This window comes from Pontibacter fetidus, from assembly GCF_010119545.1.
GTDB lineage: Bacteria > Bacteroidota > Bacteroidia > Cytophagales > Hymenobacteraceae > Pontibacter > Pontibacter fetidus.
In genome coordinates this window covers 101,154-119,359 of sequence record NZ_JAAEAA010000014.1, presented here as the reverse complement: position 1 = coordinate 119,359, position 18,206 = coordinate 101,154, and the positions used below count along the sequence as shown (strand labels likewise).

Below are 18,206 nucleotides of genomic sequence, written 5' to 3'. Positions count from 1 at the left end.
CACTACTTTATACATACGACTTTAAAGCCCCCGTGTGGCGGATGCGGCTGGATGCTGCTACCGGCCTGATGGCGCTGGAAGTGCGGGATGCCGACCTGTTGCTGGCTGATTTCTATAGTCTGGAAACGGGCCCATTTACGTTGTCAAAACTGCCTTTGCCTGCGGCTAAAAACTGGTGGCTGGGACTGGAAGATGTGCACCAGGGGTTGCTGCTGTTACATGGCTACGGCGACCGGCAAACAGGGCAGCACAAAGGTATAATGGCCTATAGTTCTCAAAATGGAAACCTGCAATGGCAACAACCCGAACTGGCCTTTTATGGTGTAACTGCCGATGGAATTCTGGCGCTCGATCTACAGGATCAGAAATTAACCTTGCTGCACCCGCAAACCGGAACTATACTTCCGGAAAACATGTCACTGGAGGGCGGTGCAAATGCGGTAGCTGCTTATAACCTTACCCGCTCGCAGGCTTGTACTTACCCGATGCTATACTTAGCAGGGGAACTATACTTTACCCAAGTACAGGATTTTCTGAGAGATAAGCTTAGTGCAGCAGCCGTGGCGGGGATAGAGTACGCGGAAACGGAACAACATATCGTGGTAAGCTTTTATACTGAAACAGCTGCCGGTAAATTAGATAACATGTTGTGTGTGTTTGACTTACATGGTGAATTGCAACTGCAGCAGCGCATTGCCCACGGATTAAGTGGCATAGGTTCAGATACTTTTATTATCTTTAACCACAATTTATACTTTATTCAGCAACGAACCATTTTAGTTGTTTATAGTCTTTCATAGTTTACCTTTTAGCCCATGGTACGCATACTTTTACTAGCACTTTTACTGTCTCCGGTATTCTCCATTTCAGCTTCGGCCTTTAACCTGACTGCCCTGCGCGACTCGGTGGGAGTGGAGCGCCGCAACGGTAAGTTTTTTGTAAAGCATAAGGTTGAGCCTAAAGAAACACTTTATGCCCTGTCGCGCAAGTATGGCGTGCCTGTTGCCCAGATCGTGGAGTCTAACCCGGCGGTGGAAGCAAGTATAAAAATTGGCCAGGTGGTGCTGATCCCAAGCAAAGCGCCGTTATCTGCAGCTGTAAACGCTGCTGCAACGCCCGCAAAGCCAGCTGCCCCTGCTGCCAGCAACCGTACTTTTACCGTAAATGCCAAAGGCGAAAAACTACATAAAGTAGAGGCCAGGCAAACGCTATACAGTATTTCGCGCATGCATGGCGTAACAGTAGACAACCTTAAAAGCTGGAATAAACTAACGGCCAATGAGATCGAAATCGGATCGGAACTGATTGTAGGCAAAGGTGCTGTACCAACTGCAAGCAAGCCTGTGTATGTACCGGAAGCGGATGATGAAGTAGAAAAGCCCGTTGCTGTTACGCCCGCTTCTAAGACCGCAACACCAGCTAAAACAACCCCGGTAACTGCCACACCTGCTAAAACAGAGCCTGCACCGGCAACTACAACTCCTGCTAAAACAGAAACTGTTAGCGAGCGCGAAGAAGATGCCGGCACAACCGAAACGGCCGCAGGCGTTAAAAAAGTGATCGAAAATGGCATGGCCGAAATGATTGACCCGAAAGCAGATACCAATAAATACCTGGCGCTGCACAAGTCGGCCCCAATCGGCACCATTATGCAGGTAAAAAATGCCATGAACGGCCAGGTGGTGTATGTACGCGTGATCGGTAAATTGCCAGAAACAGGAGCTAACAGTAATGTGGTAGTGCGTATCTCTAAAAAAGCGTACCAAAAGCTTGGTGCCGTTGACCAGAAGTTTAGAGTAGAAGTTTCGTATATGCCGTAATAGTTCGGTTTAGATAAAATCAGAATGAAGCCTGGACAGTAATGTTCAGGCTTTGTTTTTTTCTGAGTTCTGTAAGTTTAACTGATCCTAACTATAGGATTGTTGCCTTTAACTATAGGACGAAAGCACAAACTATAGCATAAGCAGTAAAATTCCCCTCCTTGGTTAAGGAGGGGCAGGGGTGGTTTGATAACTCTAACTATAAAACTTTAACTGGTGGATTAGGAACAACAGAAAGTCCCCCTTTGAAGGCAGGGCCGTTAAGTTCTAGCAAATTCTCCCCTTGAGGGGAGCGCAGAGGGGTGTTTACATTAGCGGGTGAATTTAAAACTGGCTAACAATAGGCTTTTTGGTCCTGAATAACACCCCTATAATCCCCTCAAGGGGATAGTTCTCGGCAGAACTTAACGGCCCTGCCCTTTGAAGGGGGTAGGGGGATGACTAAAGGCAACTATGAAACTATAGCCAGCGCAATTGCCTGACCCTGCCGGGCCAGTTGAGTTACAAACTCAACACCATAATTAGACACGGGTTGCAAACCCGCGCCAGCGAAATGTATTACTGGAACAACTATAGACAAAGCTCCAATCCTGTAAATCCTTGTGGTAGGGGCCCTATTTAAAGATTCAGACAATTAATTCATACTTAATTTTATAGCTCGTATACACCAGCTGAAAACGCATAAACCCATGACGCAAGACCTTGCTGCCATAAAAGCCTTACTCGATGACCGGGTAGCGAAATACAACCAACCCGCTTTCATCCCGAACGATCCGGTATCTATTCCGCACCGGTTCGCTAAAAAGCAGGACATTGAAATAAGTGGATTTTTTGCCTCTATCCTTGCCTGGGGCCAGCGCAAGACTATCATCAACAACTGTGTAAAGCTGATGCACCTGATGGACAACGCCCCGTATGACTTTATACTAAACCACCAGGAACAGGACCTCCCACGCTTTTTAGGTTTCAAGCACCGCACTTTTAACGATACCGACTTACTTTATTTCATCCATTTTTTTAACTGGTACTATAGCCGGTACGAGAGTCTGGAGAACGCTTTTACGGGGGAAAATAACGAGATCAGAACACAGAAAGAACGGCTGATCCGTTTCCACGATCTGGTTTTCAGCCTCGAAGATGCGCCCCACCGAAGTAAAAAGCACATCTCCACCCCAGCCCGGAAATCGGCATGCAAACGCATCAATATGTACCTGCGCTGGATGGTGCGACAGGACAACAACGGTGTTGATTTCGGGATATGGCACACCATTAAACCTGCCGACCTGGTCTGCCCCTGCGATGTGCATGTGGAGCGGGTAGCCCGGCGGCTTGGCCTTATAACCCGTAAAGGCATGGACTGGCAAACCGCCGAAGAACTCACCGATCACCTCCGCGCATTTGACCCGACCGACCCGGTTAAATATGATTATGCGCTGTTTGGCCTGGGCGTGGAAGAAAAGTTTTAAACTATAGCAAAGTGCCTGAAACGCCACACGTTATAAATGCTGAGGTTGTGATGCGGTAAATACGTAGTTTTAACTATAGCTATAGAAACCTATAGTTATAGTTGTATCTTTGCTTAAACCGCTCTTTTAAATCGTTGCAAAAACAACTGCTTATGACTGTTACCCAAAAACTGAATGTAAAAGTATCAGGGCAAGGCACACAACCCATGCTTTTTGCCCATGGCTATGGTTGCGACCAGAAAATGTGGCGTTATATTACGCCCGCTTTCGAGAACGATTATAAGATTATCCTTTTCGACCACATCGGTTTTGGTAATTCTGATGTATCAGATTACACTATCGCAAAGTATAGTACCCTGGAGGCGTATGCCGATGATGTGCTCGAGATAATTAATGAGCTGGACCTGCAGGATGTGATTTATGTGGGCCATTCTGTAAGTGCCATGATTGGGGTACTGGCATCTATCAAACAACCGGAGCGCTTCGCTAAATTGGTGCTCATTGGTCCTTCGCCGTGCTACGTAAACGATGATAACTACATAGGTGGCTTTACGGAAGAAAACATTAACGGCCTGATTAGCACCCTGGAGAGCGATTACCTGAGCTGGGCTCAGAACATAGCACCCGTAATAATGGGTAATGCCGACAGGCCGGAGTTAGGCCAGGAACTGGCAGATAGCTTCTGCAGCAGCAATCTTGAAGTAGCGAAGGATTTTGCACGCATCACGTTCCTGTCTGATAACCGGCACGACTTACCTAAAGTAACGGTAGAGGCCCTTATTCTGCAGTGTACTGATGATGTAATTGCACCAGAAGTAGTAGGTAATTACGTGCACGAAAACGTGGCAGGCAGTAAGCTGGTAAAGATGCAGGCGGTAGGCCATTGCCCTAACCTGAGTGCTCCCGAAGAAACGATAGATGCGATCAAAAACTTTTTAAACCGCTAACTGATGGCTGCAGATTTAGCGTAAAAATTACGAGCTAATGTGCAGCTAAACCGGATGGATAAACAAGAATTAAGGAAATCAAACGGGGATGTCTTTTTTGAGGCAGAAAGAGCAACGGATAATTCCTTTATTTGTGTTAATTGGATAGGCGTACAATCGTTAGAAAGTATTGTGATGGGAGGGAACCTGCTGCTGGCTATGCTCCGGAAGCAATCCTGCCAGACTATAGTTAACAACAACCACGAGCTGGTAGGGCCCTGGGAGGTAGGAATTAATTTTATGGCTTATAAGTGGGCACCAGAGGCCAAAGTATTAGGCGTAAAGTTTTTTGCACATATCCTGTCGTATGGCATTTATGGCCGCAGTTCCTTTGAGGCATTTGCCCCGCTGGTAAAATCCTTTTTCGAAGTGGCATCCTTTGAAGATGAAAGCGCCGCCAAAACCTGGGCAAAAGTAAAAGCCGCACCCCGCAAATTAAATTCCTGAGCTTATCGCACAGGGCTTTATTTTACCACACGAACTTCCACTTGAGATGGATAGGTTTTAAGCTATAGTTATACTTGGTCCTGATACTTGAGCACTTCCAGCCTATCCGGGCAAACCTCCAGCAACTCAGCTATATTTTGTTTCAGAACCGGGTGCGCCAATCCGGGGGCAATCTCATGCAGTGGCAGCAGCGTAAAGCGGCGCAGGTGCAGTTGCGGATGGGGTATAGTTAAACGCTGGGTTTGCTGCACCAGATCGTCGTAAAACAGGATGTCGATATCGATTACGCGGGCTCCCCAATGCTCCAGCCTTTCGCGGCCAAGGTCATGTTCTATCTGGTTTATAGTTTGCAGCACCTGCTCTGGGGTAAGTATAGTCTCCACTTCCAGCACCTGGTTCAGGAAACTAGGCTGGTCGGTTTTGCCCCAGGCGGCGGTTTCGTAAATGGCCGATGCCTGAACTATAGTTCCAACCTTAGCAGCTATAGTTTCGCGGGCTTGTTGCAGGTATAAGGTACGGTTGCCGAGGTTGCCCCCCAGCAGCAGGTATAGGTTAGGCATGTTTCCTGAAAAAGGCTATACTCAAGTCGGCAGCGGCGCGGGCTGCTTCGGGCAATTCCTCCTTCTCGTAAGGGTGCATGCCGCCAAACGAATGGTCTGCGCCCGGCAGCAAATGCATTTCAGCATCAGGTTTCCAGGTTTGCAGATCGTGGGCCATTTGTATAGGTAAGGTTTCGTCTTCTTTGCCATGCAATATAAGCAAGGGCTGTTGCATTTTCTGTATCACCTTTGGTATCTCGAGGCGCTGTTTGTTTGCCAGGTAATTTTCCATGATCTGGTAATACATCGGCATTTTCTGGCCGGTGCGGGCATTGGTTATCCATTGCACACCTTCGCGTTCCCACTTATCATTCTCAAGCTCGTCCCAGCGCTGGTCAAATTTGTTTACGGCAGCCCAGGTAGCTACTGCTTTTACACGCGTGTCTTCGGCAGCTTTAAGTATAACGGTGCCACCACCACGGCTGTGCCCGATCAGGTAAATATGCTCCAGGTCCAATTCTTTGTAAGGTAGTGGCCCTTCTACATTTTCCACCAGGTCCAGTAAAGCTTTCAGGTCGTCCAGTTCCAACGTAAAGTTGTTGTTCCCAAACGCCTCCAGGTCGTGCAGGTCAGCGTAATTATCTACGGTAGTGCCGTTGTAAGCAAAGTTAAATTTGATGAACACAAATCCCTGCTCTGCAAAATACTGCGCCAGCAAATTATAATGGCCCCAGTCTTTAAAGCCTTTAAACCCATGCGTAAAAATAACGACAGGTTTAGGTTTTCCGGTTTGCGGGTACACGGCATCGGCAGTAAAAGGGCGGCCATGTTCAGGGTATACAACAAAATCGACTTTTAGCGTAGTTGTCATAAAATTGGATTTAGCAGGCACTATAGTTGGATGTTTAAACGAGGTTGCCTGCCGAATTGTTGATCGTGAAACGGTTAAATTATAGTTGGCTGAGTGATTATTTTGTCGGGGTAAAGTCGTGAAAGTAGACTCTCAGCCACGTTAATATTCTGCAAACTATCATTTATTGTGCTCAAAACGAATTATGCCGGCAATTTAACCAGGCTGCCATTGCGCAATAAAGCTACCGCACGTTTGGAAACCACTGCCACACACTGTAATATTGCAGAACCAATACATGAGCAGCCGCCTAGACCAGATACAAGCGCCAATTGCCGGCGAAATGGAGCTTTTCGAGAAGAAGTTCCGGACTTCTATGAAGTCGAAGGTGTTGCTTTTGGACCGTATCATGAGCTACATCGTGAAGCGCAAAGGCAAACAGATGCGCCCGATGTTTGTTTTCTTCACAGCCAAACTCTACCACGAAACTATAACCGATGCCACTTACCGGGGCGCTGCACTGATTGAGTTGCTGCATACAGCTACCTTAGTGCATGACGATGTGGTAGACGATGCCAACTATAGACGTGGTTTCTTTTCCGTTAATGCCCTCTGGAAAAACAAAATTGCCGTATTGGTTGGCGACTACCTTCTCTCTAAAGGCTTGCTGCTGTCGTTGCAGAACGATGATTTTGAACTGCTGAAGATCGTATCGAATGCGGTGAAGGAAATGAGTGAAGGGGAGTTGCTGCAGATCGAAAAAGCCCGCCGCCTGGACATTGACGAGTCGGTATACTTTGATATCATACGTCAGAAAACGGCGTCGTTAATAGCTTCTTGTTGTGCGGTTGGTGCTGCCTCGGCAGGTGCCTCTAAAGAAGAAATCGAAAAAGCCCGTTTGTTTGGCGAAAAAGTAGGTATAGCCTTCCAGATTAAAGATGACCTTTTTGATTATGGAACCGCTGAAATTGGAAAACCTGTTGGCATCGACATCAAGGAAAAGAAAATGACCCTGCCGCTGATACACGCCCTTCGTAATGCTGACTGGTTAACCAAGCGCCGCGTTATTTACAACGTGAAGAACAACAACGGCGACAACAAGCGCGTGCAGCAGGTTATTGATTTTGTAAAGCAGTCTGGTGGGATAGATTACACTATAGAGGTAATGAACCGCTACCACAAAGAGGCGCTAGAAATTCTGCACACTTTCCCTGAGTCCCCATCTCGCACCTCGCTGGAGCAACTGATCGCGTATACTATAGAGCGGGAGAAGTAATTGCTGATTGTCTGAATCAGGATTTACAGGATTATAAAGGATAAACAGGATGGAGGGATGCAATATTTTGCGTCTTTTTTGTTTGGCCCACTTTTTTGTCTGAATCAGGATTTACAGGATTATAAAGGATAAAAGGATTTGCAAATAACTGGCGCCGGTATCTAACCGGTGTTGCACAGTGTGAGCGAGTCTCCAGACTCGCCTTGAAAAGAGACGCAAAATATGGCATCTTCCAAATTCTATACAACCCTCATTAATCCCGATTCTTAGCTGCCAAAACATATAGCATTCCGTCTCAGCAAAACAAAATAGTCCTGATTCTATAGTTCAGGCACAAATTCTGCAAATCCTTAAAAATCCTGGAAATCCTGATTTAGAAAATCTATAAACATCAACTATAAATCTGTAATGGAGTAGGGCTATAGTAGGATAGTTTTGTGCACGCAAAATAACCTATGAAAAAATGAGCCTGAACACCAACACCTGGAACCGCCTGCGGTACACCCTTTACCTGCCCATATACGACCTTATTGCTGACAGAATTTTCCGAAAGTATAGAAAACGGTCAGTAGAGTTATTGAATGCCAAACCCAGCGATGCCATTCTGTTACTTGGTGCCGGCACCGGCCTTGACCTGCCATACATGCAACAATACACCAACCTAACCGCCATCGATATTACACCCGGCATGATAACCAAACTACAGCAACGCGCCGAAAAGTTAGGAGTAACTATAGATGCACAAGTAATGAATGGCCAGCAACTTGCCTTTGCTGATAACAGTTTTGATGCAGTTGTTGCCCATTTGATACTTGCTGTGATACCAGACCCAATTGCCTGTATAAAAGAAGTAGAGCGGGTATTAAAGCCAGGCGGTACAGTGATGATTTTCGACAAATTTCTGCCGGACGGACAAAAGCCAACTATAGCTCGCCACTTCTTCAACCAAATTGCCGGTACGCTCTTTTCCGACATTAACCGAAGCATCGGAACTATAGTTAGCCATACAAATCTGACTATAGAATTGAATGAACCGGCGGCTTTAAATGGTACGTTCAGATTGGTAAGGCTGCGGAAATAACCCCACCCCAACCCTCCCCTAAAAACAGGGGAGGGAGAAGCATTGCATAACATGTATTATGGTGCGAGCGTCTCCGCTCGTGTCGAACTATAGTTGAGCCTTTGGCTCAGTTAAGTTACAAATCCAACATCATAGTTAGGCACGAGTTACAAACTCTCGCCAGCAAAAGGCCAGTACAAACCGCAAAAAAATACCCCCTCCTGTTTTTAGGAGGGGGCAAGGGGGATGTTAAATTTTCTCTGCCAACAACTGATCCATCGTTTTGTTAAAATCAGCTACCCATTCTTCGTAATATTTGCCGGTACCAGGGCCTGAGAAGCCCGTGTGTATTTTGCGAACTTTGCCGTCGCGGCCAATGTAAATGGTAGTCGGGAAGGAGAGCACGTGGTTAAGGGCTGGTAGTGCTTTAGCGGCTGCTTCTTTATCTGAGATACCAGCTACTGCCAGGTCATAGTTCACGTTCATGCGCTCTTTCATTTTTTGCAGGCGTGGGGCCGCTTTTTCAAACTCCGGGCTGCGCTCAAAGCCTAAACCTATTATCTCCAGGCCACGGTCTTTGTTTTTGCTATAGTAAGGTGCCAGGAATTTGGTCTCATCCATACAGTTAGGGCACCACGAACCCAGCAACTGCACTATTACTACTTTGCCTTTATACTTGTCATCGCTCAGCGAAATGTTTTTGCCACCTTCTATACTCGGGAATGTAAACTCCAGCTTTTCGTAACCTGGTTTCAGAAACGTTAAAGAGTCAGCGCTGGCAAGTGCAGCATTTTCGTTGCGCTTGGCTGTCCAGCTTTCGTAGCCGCTCATGCCGGCATAAAAATCGCCTTTCAAGGTGTTGGCATCGGTTGGCTTAGCCGTGAACAAATAAGCGTGGTTACCATCAAACGTAGACAGGTTCAGCTGGTCGCCATCCACCTGTCCTTCCAGGTACCTATAGTCACCGGTTTCGGTCAGGAAGGTACCGGTCAGGTTGTTGCCATCCTGTTCAAAAACGCCAACGGCTTTGTAACTGCCACCTTCCGTATCTGTAAATACTACTTCCCATTTGCCGCCATAACTATAGGTTGCATTGGCAGGGTTAGTTTTAAAACGGTGAGTATTGCCGTACTCGGCCGTGAACGGAACAGAGTAGGGGGCTTCTGTATCATTCTTCACAAAACGACCGGCCATTTTACCATCTTCTATTTTGGCAATCAGGTCGGCATCAAAAATATGGAGCTTAATTTTTACAGAATCACCTTCTGTAGCAATCTCATCCAGCAAAATGCGCTCTTCGCCATTTACCAGGTATAACACCGTGCTGTCGTTTTTCGCTTCGGCTTCCATGGTAAACGGAATTTCTTTGCCATCTGTACGGTGCAGGGCTACGCGCCAGGTGCCCGGTTTTATAGTTGCGGAAGTTGTATCCATTTTATTTTGCTGGCAGGAGCTAACTCCTATAGTTAACAGCAGGGCAAATAACAAAATAAGCCTTGCAGAAGTATTAGAATAGGTACGTTTCATGGGGTAAAATTACTGTAGTAAATCCGTAAAAGCCAAAAATGATACCGTATGAGCATACTAAACCTGTAAAGGTTATATTCATGTTATCTAATGTTGCTGAATAGCCTCTAGATTTCGTACATTTGTGAACTTCGGAAAAGAAGCATTTTATACATTAATAATAGCAAAACTATGGCATTTGATTTAGGAATGATCAAGGCAGTTTATGCCGGTATGGGAGAGCGCATTTCGGCTGCCCGTAATACAGTTGGCAGACCGCTGACTCTGACTGAAAAGATCCTGTATGCACACCTATATGAAGGCAAGGCAACGCAGGCGTACGAGCGCGGAAAATCTTACGTGGATTTCGCTCCGGACAGAGTTGCGATGCAGGATGCCACGGCACAGATGGCCTTGCTTCAGTTCATGCAGGCTGGCAAGCCTACCGTTGCGGTTCCATCTACGGTACACTGCGATCACCTGATCCAGGCCCGCACAGGCGCAGATTCAGATCTGAAAGACGCTTACACAGAAAACAAAGAAGTTTACGATTTCCTTGCTTCGGTATCAAACAAGTATGGCATCGGTTTCTGGAAGCCAGGTGCAGGTATCATTCACCAGGTAGTATTAGAGAACTATGCTTTCCCGGGTGGTATGATGATCGGAACTGACTCACACACGCCAAATGCCGGTGGTCTGGGTATGGTAGCGATCGGTGTTGGTGGCGCTGATGCTGTTGACGTAATGGCCGGTATGGCCTGGGAGCTTAAATTCCCGAAAGTAATTGGCGTGAAGCTGACAGGTAAACTGAATGGCTGGACATCTCCTAAAGACGTAATCCTGAAAGTAGCTGGTATCCTGACTGTGAAAGGTGGTACGGGCGCTATCGTGGAGTATTTCGGCGAAGGTGCTGAGTCTATGTCTTGTACTGGTAAAGGTACCATCTGTAACATGGGTGCTGAAATCGGTGCAACTACTTCGGTATTTGCTTACGACAACAGCATGCGTGCGTACTTAAACTCAACAAACCGCGAAGAGATCGTTCAGATGGCTGATGAAGTTGCTGAGCACCTGCGCGCGGATGATGAAGTATACGCTGATCCGGCATCTTTCTACGACCAACTGATCGAGATCGACCTTTCTACATTAGAGCCACACGTAAACGGGCCATTTACGCCGGATGCGGCATGGCCAATTTCTCAGTTTGCTGCTGTAGTTAAAGAGCACGGCTGGCCAGCTAAACTGGAAGTAGGTCTTATCGGTTCTTGTACCAACTCATCTTACGAAGATATTACCCGCGCTGCCTCTATAGCAGAGCAGGCGGTAACTAAAAACCTGGTTGCCCAGGCGGAGTTCACCATCACGCCGGGTTCTGAAATGGTACGTTACACAACTGCCCGCGATGGCTTGCTAGATACATTCGCTCAGATGGGTGGTGTTGTATTGGCAAACGCCTGCGGTCCGTGCATCGGCCAGTGGGCACGTCATACTGATGATCCAACCCGTAAGAACTCTATCATCACATCATTCAACCGTAACTTTGCGAAGCGTAACGATGGTAACCCGAACACACACGCGTTCGTGGCATCACCAGAGATCGTAACTGCTTTTGCAATTGCCGGCGACCTTACATTTAACCCGCTTACTGATACCTTAACTAACAAAGATGGCCAGCAGGTGAAACTGGATGAGCCACGCGGTATTGAGTTACCGGTTAACGGTTTTGCTGTAGAAGATGCAGGTTATGTAGCGCCAGCAGAAGATGGCAGCCAGGTTGAAGTGGTTGTTGATCCGAAGTCTGACCGACTGCAGTTACTGGAAGGCTTTAAGCCATGGGAAGGCACTGATCTGAAAGGTCTGAAGCTTCTTATTAAAGCACAAGGTAAGTGTACTACTGACCATATCTCGATGGCTGGCCCATGGTTGAAATACCGTGGTCACCTGGATAACATCTCTAACAACATGCTGATTGGTGCGATTAACGCGTTTAACGGCGAGGCAAACAAGGTTTACAACGACATGACCCGTGGTTATGACTCTGTACCTGCAACTGCCCGTACGTATAAGGCTGCCGGAATTGGCACTGTAGTAGTTGGTGACGAGAACTATGGCGAAGGTTCATCTCGTGAGCATGCTGCCATGGAGCCACGCTTCTTAGGTGTTCGTGCCGTTATCGTGAAGTCTTTCGCTCGTATCCACGAAACTAACCTGAAAAAACAGGGTATGTTAGGCCTGACATTCGCAAACAAAGCGGATTATGACCTGGTAGAAGAGAACGATACAATTGATATCCTGGGTCTGGAGAACTTCACACCGGGTGTTCCTCTGAAAGTTGTGCTTACCCACAAAGATGGTACGAAAGACACGTTCATGGTGAACCATACCTACAACGAAGGACAGATCGAGTGGTTCAAAGCTGGTTCAGCGCTTAACCTGATCCGTTTAAAGGAAAAGCAGAACGCTAACGCATAAGCTATACTTTACATTACAAACAAAAGGCCTTACCATTTGGTGAGGCCTTTTGCGTTTTATTCTTTCTGGATTTTACGATAAACTATAAAAAAGAAGGCCCGGCAAGTTGCTGGACCTTCTCTTTTATAGTTTATACATTCGTTAGCGCATCAACAATATCCGCTTTATAAAGTTAGTATCCTTGTAAGTAAAGTGGGCAATGTATAAGCCGTTTGGCATGTTGCTGAAATCAAATTCCAGTTCTTTGGCAGCTATCGTTTTTACCGGAGCACTGAACCTGCGACCAACCTGGTCTGTAAACCAAATTTCCGGGGGAGATGCTATAGTTGCATCAGCAGCCCAGTTAATGCGCACAAGGCCTAACGATGGGTTTGGGTAAACATCTGTTAGCTGCGCATACATTTCGGCTTTGTCTTTTGAGAGTGGCTCCCGTACGTTAAAGGTTTTGGTAATACTATGCTGCAAACAACCAGACGGGTCAGTAACCTGCAGCATAACCTCATAAGTGCCCTGCTCAGTAAAAGTATAGACCGGGTTTTGATCTGTAACTATAGTTCCGTTTCCAAAGTCCCATTGCCAGTTGGCACCATTTAAACTTTTATCTTCAAACACGACAGGGGTATTTGCATGAAGCGTTACAGCTGCAGCTGCAAAATCAGCTACCGGAGTTTGTGGTAAGTTTATAGTTGCCGCTACAATTTCACTCTCAAACAAAGAGTCGGCGTTGGTGGCGTAAATAATCGTGTTCTTGCTGAAGTTGGTGATGGTATAGTTTGAGCCGCTGCTTAACAAAGTTTTCTTTTCAGGATCGGCGTAAAAGTTATACTTGCTGCCTGTTGTTGGCTGCCAGGTATAGGTGCTTCCGGCACAAACAGTAGTTTCGACAGCTACTGGTGCTGGGCCGCTTTTTATTTGTTTGTACTTTAGTTGAGCTGCATCGGCATGTTCTTTTAATGCATCCAGGTCATCGCCGGCAAGTATAGCAAACGAAACTACCTGGCTCTGGCCGGGAGCAATAGCTGGGGCCATACTGCCCACCACATGCGATACATTGTCGCCGTTTCCGTTGCCATTTGCTATAGTCCGGCTAACGCCACCAGATAGCATCGCATATTTTTCAGCACTGGTAAAGCCATCTTCCACGGCTATACTTCCGGCCCCGCCCATGTTATCTATGGCATAATATACGGGTGCGCCCGGGGTTAGCAATTTTATACCTACCACTGGCAATACCGACCTGGTGTTATAAACATAACCCAAGTTGCGGGTGCTGTCCCATTCGGCGGCATTCTGGTAATAAATCCCTACATCCCAGTCAGCAAACAAAGCAGCGGCTACATTTTTAAGTGTATCCGGGGTAATATTTTTTATAATAAATTCCTGTATCACGTAGTCCTTGTCCGGGTTAGTGTTCCAGGCTAAGCTGCGGTGCTTAATCTCAACGCCAACGGTATTTGTGGCTGGGTAAATATCCTGTATCAGGCCGCGTACCTGCTGTGTTGCAAGGGGGGTATCGTACGCGATGCGGGCATTTTGCAGCGGGGTAAAGTCGCCATCGTTCTGCCAGTTGGCGTTGCGCAGGTTATCTGATACGCGCATATCCGAAACACCTACCATCAGGCCGCCTTCAAACAGCATACTGGTACTGTTTTTATAAGTCATACCAATGCCCTGGTTAAAATTAAGCCCGTTATAGCCCAGGTTTCCTTTGCTGTTTACGGTAAGGCGCAGGTTGTTTGCATCCAGGGTGTGGAAATCAGGGTTTACGGTCAGCTCAAAATACTGGAAATCGGTGTAGGTACCATCTGTAAAACCCAACCTAAAAGCTACAGTCGTGTTTATTGGGATTTCGGGAGAAATGGTAACCTGGAAAGGTGCCTGGTAATTATTGGTTTCTGCCATACTTGCCATACTGCCAATTGTAAGTGTGTTGTTGGCGATGGTGATAAAAGGCGAATTGGAACTAAGTGTTACCTGCAGGTTACTGATGGGAGCTAAAATATTCTGGAAAGCTGCTTCCAGTGCTACGGTACTCCCTGACTGGGCCGAGCGGTTGTTCTGTACGTGGAAGGCGGTACAGCGAACTGCTTTCAGGTTTTGTTGGGTAAGTGCTTTTTTTATGTTGAGCCTGCCGGTACCCAGCATATCCTGGTAGGGTTGGTTTGCGGCTATACTATAGATGTTATCTGTTGTTATGCGCAGTCGCTCCATTACCTGCTGGGCGTTAAGTTCGGGATAATGGGCCCGTACCAGCGCGGCAGCACCGGCAACCATTGGCGATGCAAACGAGCTTCCCCAGTTATAGCCGTAAGCATTGTTATTATTTACGGCAGTGGTGTAAATATCCATACTGGGTGCCATCAGGTCTATGTAATGGCTCCAGGTGTAATCTTTATACTTATTATCGTTCTTGTCAGAGCCGCCCACCGAAAGCACATTGGCATAAGAGGCTGGGTACAGGTTTAGCTGCTGCCTGGTATTGCCAGCCGCCGATACGATCACAACATCCTTATCCAGCACGGCATAGTTTATAATATCTTGCTCATACTGCGAGTAACCTTCGCCGCCCCACGACAGGTTGATGATCTTACAGCCTTTGTCTGCAGCATACACGATCGCATCGTAGCCTCCGCCAAATGTACCGTCGCTGTTAGACGAAAACACTTTCAGGGGTAGAATTTTACTTTTAAAACCTACACCTGCCAAACCGGTGCCGTTGTTTGGGGTAGCTACCGCAACACCTGCCACACCCATGCCATGGCCTCCCCAGCGCGGCGCATGAGATACATTGTTATCGTTATCGGCAAAGTCCCAGCCGGCATAGTTATCCGTGTAGCCATCGCCGTCGTTGTCAATGCCATCTATCGGGTCGGCATAGTTATACTTGATGTTGTCTTTCAGATCAAGGTGGTCGGTACGGAAACCTGTGTCGGCCACACCAATAACAATACTGGTGTCACCTTGTTCTATATCCCAGGCGCCGTAGGCTTTTATCAGTTTCAGGTAATAGGCAGTTGTTTTGGTAGAATCTGAAAAAGGGTCGGTGGTGCCCATGAAAGGCTCGCGCAGGTAAAGCGGCTCTACGTAAGCTATAGTTCCGGTTGCCAGCAGCGTACGTTTCACAGTTTCAAAATCAAGCGCTGAACTATAGGTAGCCTGGTAGATCTGTGTTATATCAGACTTGGAGGCGCGACGTGAAATGCCTGATGCTCCTGCATTCGGAAATTTCTGGTGTACATCTTTCGCGCTTACCCTGGCCAGGGCTGCCTGTAAAGTGTTGGCCTGGGTAGTACGGGCATTGGCCTGTGTAGTAGCTTTTAGCTTATACACAACCGTATAGGGTACAGTACGGGAACCATGGCCGCTGATTTGCTGTGCCGAAACAGGCCCCGTAACCAATAGAAGAAGGATGAGCACAAGCCATCCGTGGCGGAAGGGCGCCTTTAGTGGGGTAAACATCTATACCAAAAATTAAAATTTTAAGTTAAACAAACCGGGACAGTCGCTGTACCTGTAGCAGGTGCCTGATAGCACTTTTAAATATAAGGCTAAATAGCCTATAGTACCCAAACCTTTATATTTTTTTACGTAACTTTCCAAGGTTGGATCAAAACCAATCATTTTAAAAGCATAACTCTGAAAACTATGGCTACTAATCTGGCAAGCAAACACCAAACTACACTTGATACCGCAGTACGTGCCCTGCACGAGCGTACTTTCTTTGCACATTATCCCGAAAATCCGTCGCCGGAAGTTTATGGCGAAAATGCTGACAAAGAAGGCCGCGAAAAGTATACATCCCGATTAGACAATAAGTTCGACGAACTGCTACAGGAAAATCCGGAAAACTGGGCCGGCCAGGAAGAATCGCCTTACGAGCAGCAGCCTTTAGGCATAAAATATCCTTTTTTTGCCCCTGAGACCCTGATTTCGCGCGCCGAAGAAGCCTACCACCAATGGCGTAAAGTAAAGCCTGCTGACCGTGCCGCTATCCTGGTAGAATCGCTGGAGCGCATGAAAGCACGTTTTTTTGAGATAGCGTATGCAACCATGCACACTACCGGCCAGGCCTATATGATGTCGTTTCAGGCATCAGGTCCGCATGCCGCCGACCGCGCCCTGGAAGCTATTGCCTCTGGTTACGAAGAGCAGACCCGTTTCCCGGAAAGCACGGAATGGGAAAAGCCAATGGGCAAGTATAACCTGAAACTGAATAAAAGCTGGAAAGCGGTACCTAAAGGCGTAGCGCTGGTAATTGGTTGCTCTACCTTCCCGACATGGAACACGGTGCCGGGTATGTATGCAAGCCTTGTTACGGGTAACCCGGTTATAGTTAAACCGCACCCTAAAGCCGTATTGCCAATAGCTATAGTGGTAGCTGAATTACAAAAGGTGTTAGCTGAAAATGGCCTGAACCCGAATATCTGCCAGCTTGCCGTGGATGCTGACGACAGACTGATAACCAAAGAACTGGCTGAGAACCCGAAGGTTAAGTTGATAGACTATACCGGCGGAACAGAGTTTGGTAACTATATCGAGAGCCTGAAAGGGAAAACCGTATTTACGGAGAAAGCAGGGGTTAACTCAATTATTCTAGATTCGGTAGATGACCTGGATAAAGTAGCGCAGAACCTGGCATTTTCAGTGAGCTTATACTCCGGCCAGATGTGTACGGCTCCGCAGAACTTCTTTATCCCGGAAGGCGGCATTAAAGTAGGTGGCGAAACTGTGCCTTACGAAGAGGTGGTTCAGAAAATTGCTGATGCAGTAACTGGCCTGGTAAATAACCCGAAAGCTGGTCCGCACATATTGGGCGCGATACAAAACCCGGCTACGACAGAGCGTGTGAAAGGTGCAGCAACTATAGGTGGCAATGCCGTACTAACTACCTGCGACTTCAGTAACCCGATGTTTGCCAATGCGCGCACCTGCTCGCCTGTAATTTACGAAGTAGAGGCCAGCAACAAGGAAAGCTACAGCCGCGAACTGTTTGGCCCGATCATGCTAATCATCAAAACAAAAGATACAGACCAGAGCATAGAACTGGCCAGCGACATGGCGCGTGAGCATGGTGCTATTTCGTGCGGCGCTTATACCACAGACCCGGTTGTGAAAGAGAAGATAATGGATGAAATGAGCCTTGCTGGTACGCCAGTTAGCTTTAACCTGACAGGTGGTATTTTTGTGAACCAGAATGCGAGCTTCTCCGACTTCCACGTAACGGGCGGTAACCCGGCCGGTAACGCATCGTTCACAAACCCAGAATTTGTGATCAAGCGCTTTACCTGGGTTGGCTTCCGTGAGCCGGTAGTTGGCTAAGCAACTATAAACTATAAAAAGCCCGGCTGCTGCAAGTAGCCGGGCTTTTTGTTTTCTGGTCGTTACAAACTATAGCTATAGTTTACTTAAACAGGTTTTCGATTTCGTTTTTAAGGGTATCAAGGCCGCTGCGCAGGTTGTGCCATTTGTCCTGGGTATCTTCGGTGTCGTTTAGTTTATTGGCTATCAGTTCGCGTTTTTTCTCAAGGGCGGCAATGTGTTCGTGGTACGTGTGGTTCGAGTCTGCAGTGGTGGCATTTACTTTGGCCCGCAACGTTTTTATTTTCCCATCCAGTTCATCCAGGCTTTTCTGTATCTCTTCGCGAGTCAGATTATCAGGAGCGCGCATATGTTCGGGTTTCAGGTTATAAGTATCCATATAAGTAAATAAGTTTATGCTGATTGCGTGTGTATTTCCTACATACTTGCCAAATGCCGAAAAGGATATACCTAAACTATAACAGT

The 18,206-nt window shown here is 47.1% G+C and carries 14 protein-coding genes; 9 read left to right on the top strand and 5 right to left on the bottom strand.

Annotated features, from left to right (window positions below; genetic code table 11):
• Positions 1–41: 41 nt before the first annotated feature.
• The 5 genes from GWO68_RS12095 (at position 42) to GWO68_RS12075 (ending at position 4,719) form a co-directional block, all read left to right on the top strand.
• Positions 42–800 (top strand): DUF4905 domain-containing protein, encoded by a 759-nt coding sequence (locus GWO68_RS12095; protein WP_202923745.1) that lies wholly within the window; start codon positions 42–44, stop codon positions 798–800.
• A gap of 15 nt (positions 801–815) precedes the next feature.
• Positions 816–1,820 carry a LysM peptidoglycan-binding domain-containing protein gene (locus GWO68_RS12090; protein ID WP_235942042.1) on the top strand — a complete coding sequence of 335 codons (1,005 nt, stop codon included), beginning with the start codon at positions 816–818 and terminating at the stop codon, positions 1,818–1,820.
• A gap of 689 nt (positions 1,821–2,509) precedes the next feature.
• The gene (locus tag GWO68_RS12085) at positions 2,510–3,286 is read left to right on the top strand and encodes a TIGR02757 family protein (protein ID WP_162346706.1); all 777 of its coding nucleotides are present in this window, start codon (positions 2,510–2,512) and stop codon (positions 3,284–3,286) included.
• Positions 3,287–3,438: 152 nt separating this feature from the next.
• Positions 3,439–4,233 carry an alpha/beta fold hydrolase gene (locus GWO68_RS12080; RefSeq protein WP_162346705.1) on the top strand — a complete coding sequence of 265 codons (795 nt, stop codon included), beginning with the start codon at positions 3,439–3,441 and terminating at the stop codon, positions 4,231–4,233.
• A 54-nt stretch (positions 4,234–4,287) separates the two neighbouring features.
• Positions 4,288–4,719: a hypothetical protein gene (locus tag GWO68_RS12075; RefSeq protein WP_162346704.1), complete on the top strand. Its 432-nt coding sequence runs from the start codon at positions 4,288–4,290 to the stop codon at positions 4,717–4,719.
• A gap of 68 nt (positions 4,720–4,787) precedes the next feature.
• Here GWO68_RS12075 and folK read toward each other — a convergent pair whose 3' ends face one another.
• A complete protein-coding gene (gene folK, locus GWO68_RS12070) occupies positions 4,788–5,279 on the bottom strand; it encodes a 2-amino-4-hydroxy-6-hydroxymethyldihydropteridine diphosphokinase (RefSeq protein WP_162346703.1) in 492 nt (163 codons plus the stop codon).
• Positions 5,272–6,129 (bottom strand): alpha/beta hydrolase family protein, encoded by an 858-nt coding sequence (locus GWO68_RS12065; RefSeq protein WP_162346702.1) that lies wholly within the window; start codon positions 6,127–6,129, stop codon positions 5,272–5,274. The genes folK and GWO68_RS12065 overlap by 8 nt, the downstream gene beginning before the upstream one ends.
• A 277-nt stretch (positions 6,130–6,406) precedes the next feature.
• Here GWO68_RS12065 and GWO68_RS12060 point away from each other — a divergent pair, with 277 nt between their 5' ends.
• The gene (locus GWO68_RS12060; protein ID WP_162346701.1) at positions 6,407–7,384 is read left to right on the top strand and encodes a polyprenyl synthetase family protein; all 978 of its coding nucleotides are present in this window, start codon (positions 6,407–6,409) and stop codon (positions 7,382–7,384) included.
• A 463-nt stretch (positions 7,385–7,847) separates the two neighbouring features.
• Entirely contained in the window at positions 7,848–8,465 is a 618-nt protein-coding gene (locus GWO68_RS12055; RefSeq protein ID WP_162346700.1) for a class I SAM-dependent methyltransferase, read from the top strand.
• 228 nt (positions 8,466–8,693) lie between these two features.
• On the opposite strand, the gene GWO68_RS12050 is transcribed toward GWO68_RS12055, so the two are convergent.
• The gene (locus GWO68_RS12050) at positions 8,694–9,971 is read right to left on the bottom strand and encodes a peroxiredoxin family protein (protein WP_235942041.1); all 1,278 of its coding nucleotides are present in this window, start codon (positions 9,969–9,971) and stop codon (positions 8,694–8,696) included.
• A gap of 171 nt (positions 9,972–10,142) precedes the next feature.
• Here GWO68_RS12050 and GWO68_RS12045 point away from each other — a divergent pair, with 171 nt between their 5' ends.
• Positions 10,143–12,422, top strand: coding sequence for an aconitate hydratase (locus GWO68_RS12045; RefSeq protein WP_162346699.1), 2,280 nt, complete (start codon positions 10,143–10,145; stop codon positions 12,420–12,422).
• A 141-nt stretch (positions 12,423–12,563) separates the two neighbouring features.
• Here GWO68_RS12045 and GWO68_RS12040 read toward each other — a convergent pair whose 3' ends face one another.
• Positions 12,564–15,881 carry a S8 family serine peptidase gene (locus GWO68_RS12040; RefSeq protein ID WP_162346698.1) on the bottom strand — a complete coding sequence of 1,106 codons (3,318 nt, stop codon included), beginning with the start codon at positions 15,879–15,881 and terminating at the stop codon, positions 12,564–12,566.
• A 186-nt stretch (positions 15,882–16,067) separates the two neighbouring features.
• On the opposite strand from GWO68_RS12040, the gene paaN reads away from it, so the two are divergent.
• Positions 16,068–17,741: a phenylacetic acid degradation protein PaaN gene (gene paaN / locus GWO68_RS12035; RefSeq protein ID WP_162346697.1), complete on the top strand. Its 1,674-nt coding sequence runs from the start codon at positions 16,068–16,070 to the stop codon at positions 17,739–17,741.
• 82 nt (positions 17,742–17,823) lie between these two features.
• On the opposite strand, the gene GWO68_RS12030 is transcribed toward paaN, so the two are convergent.
• Positions 17,824–18,120 carry a sll1863 family stress response protein gene (locus GWO68_RS12030; RefSeq protein WP_162346696.1) on the bottom strand — a complete coding sequence of 99 codons (297 nt, stop codon included), beginning with the start codon at positions 18,118–18,120 and terminating at the stop codon, positions 17,824–17,826.
• Between the last annotated feature and the right edge of the window lie 86 nt (positions 18,121–18,206).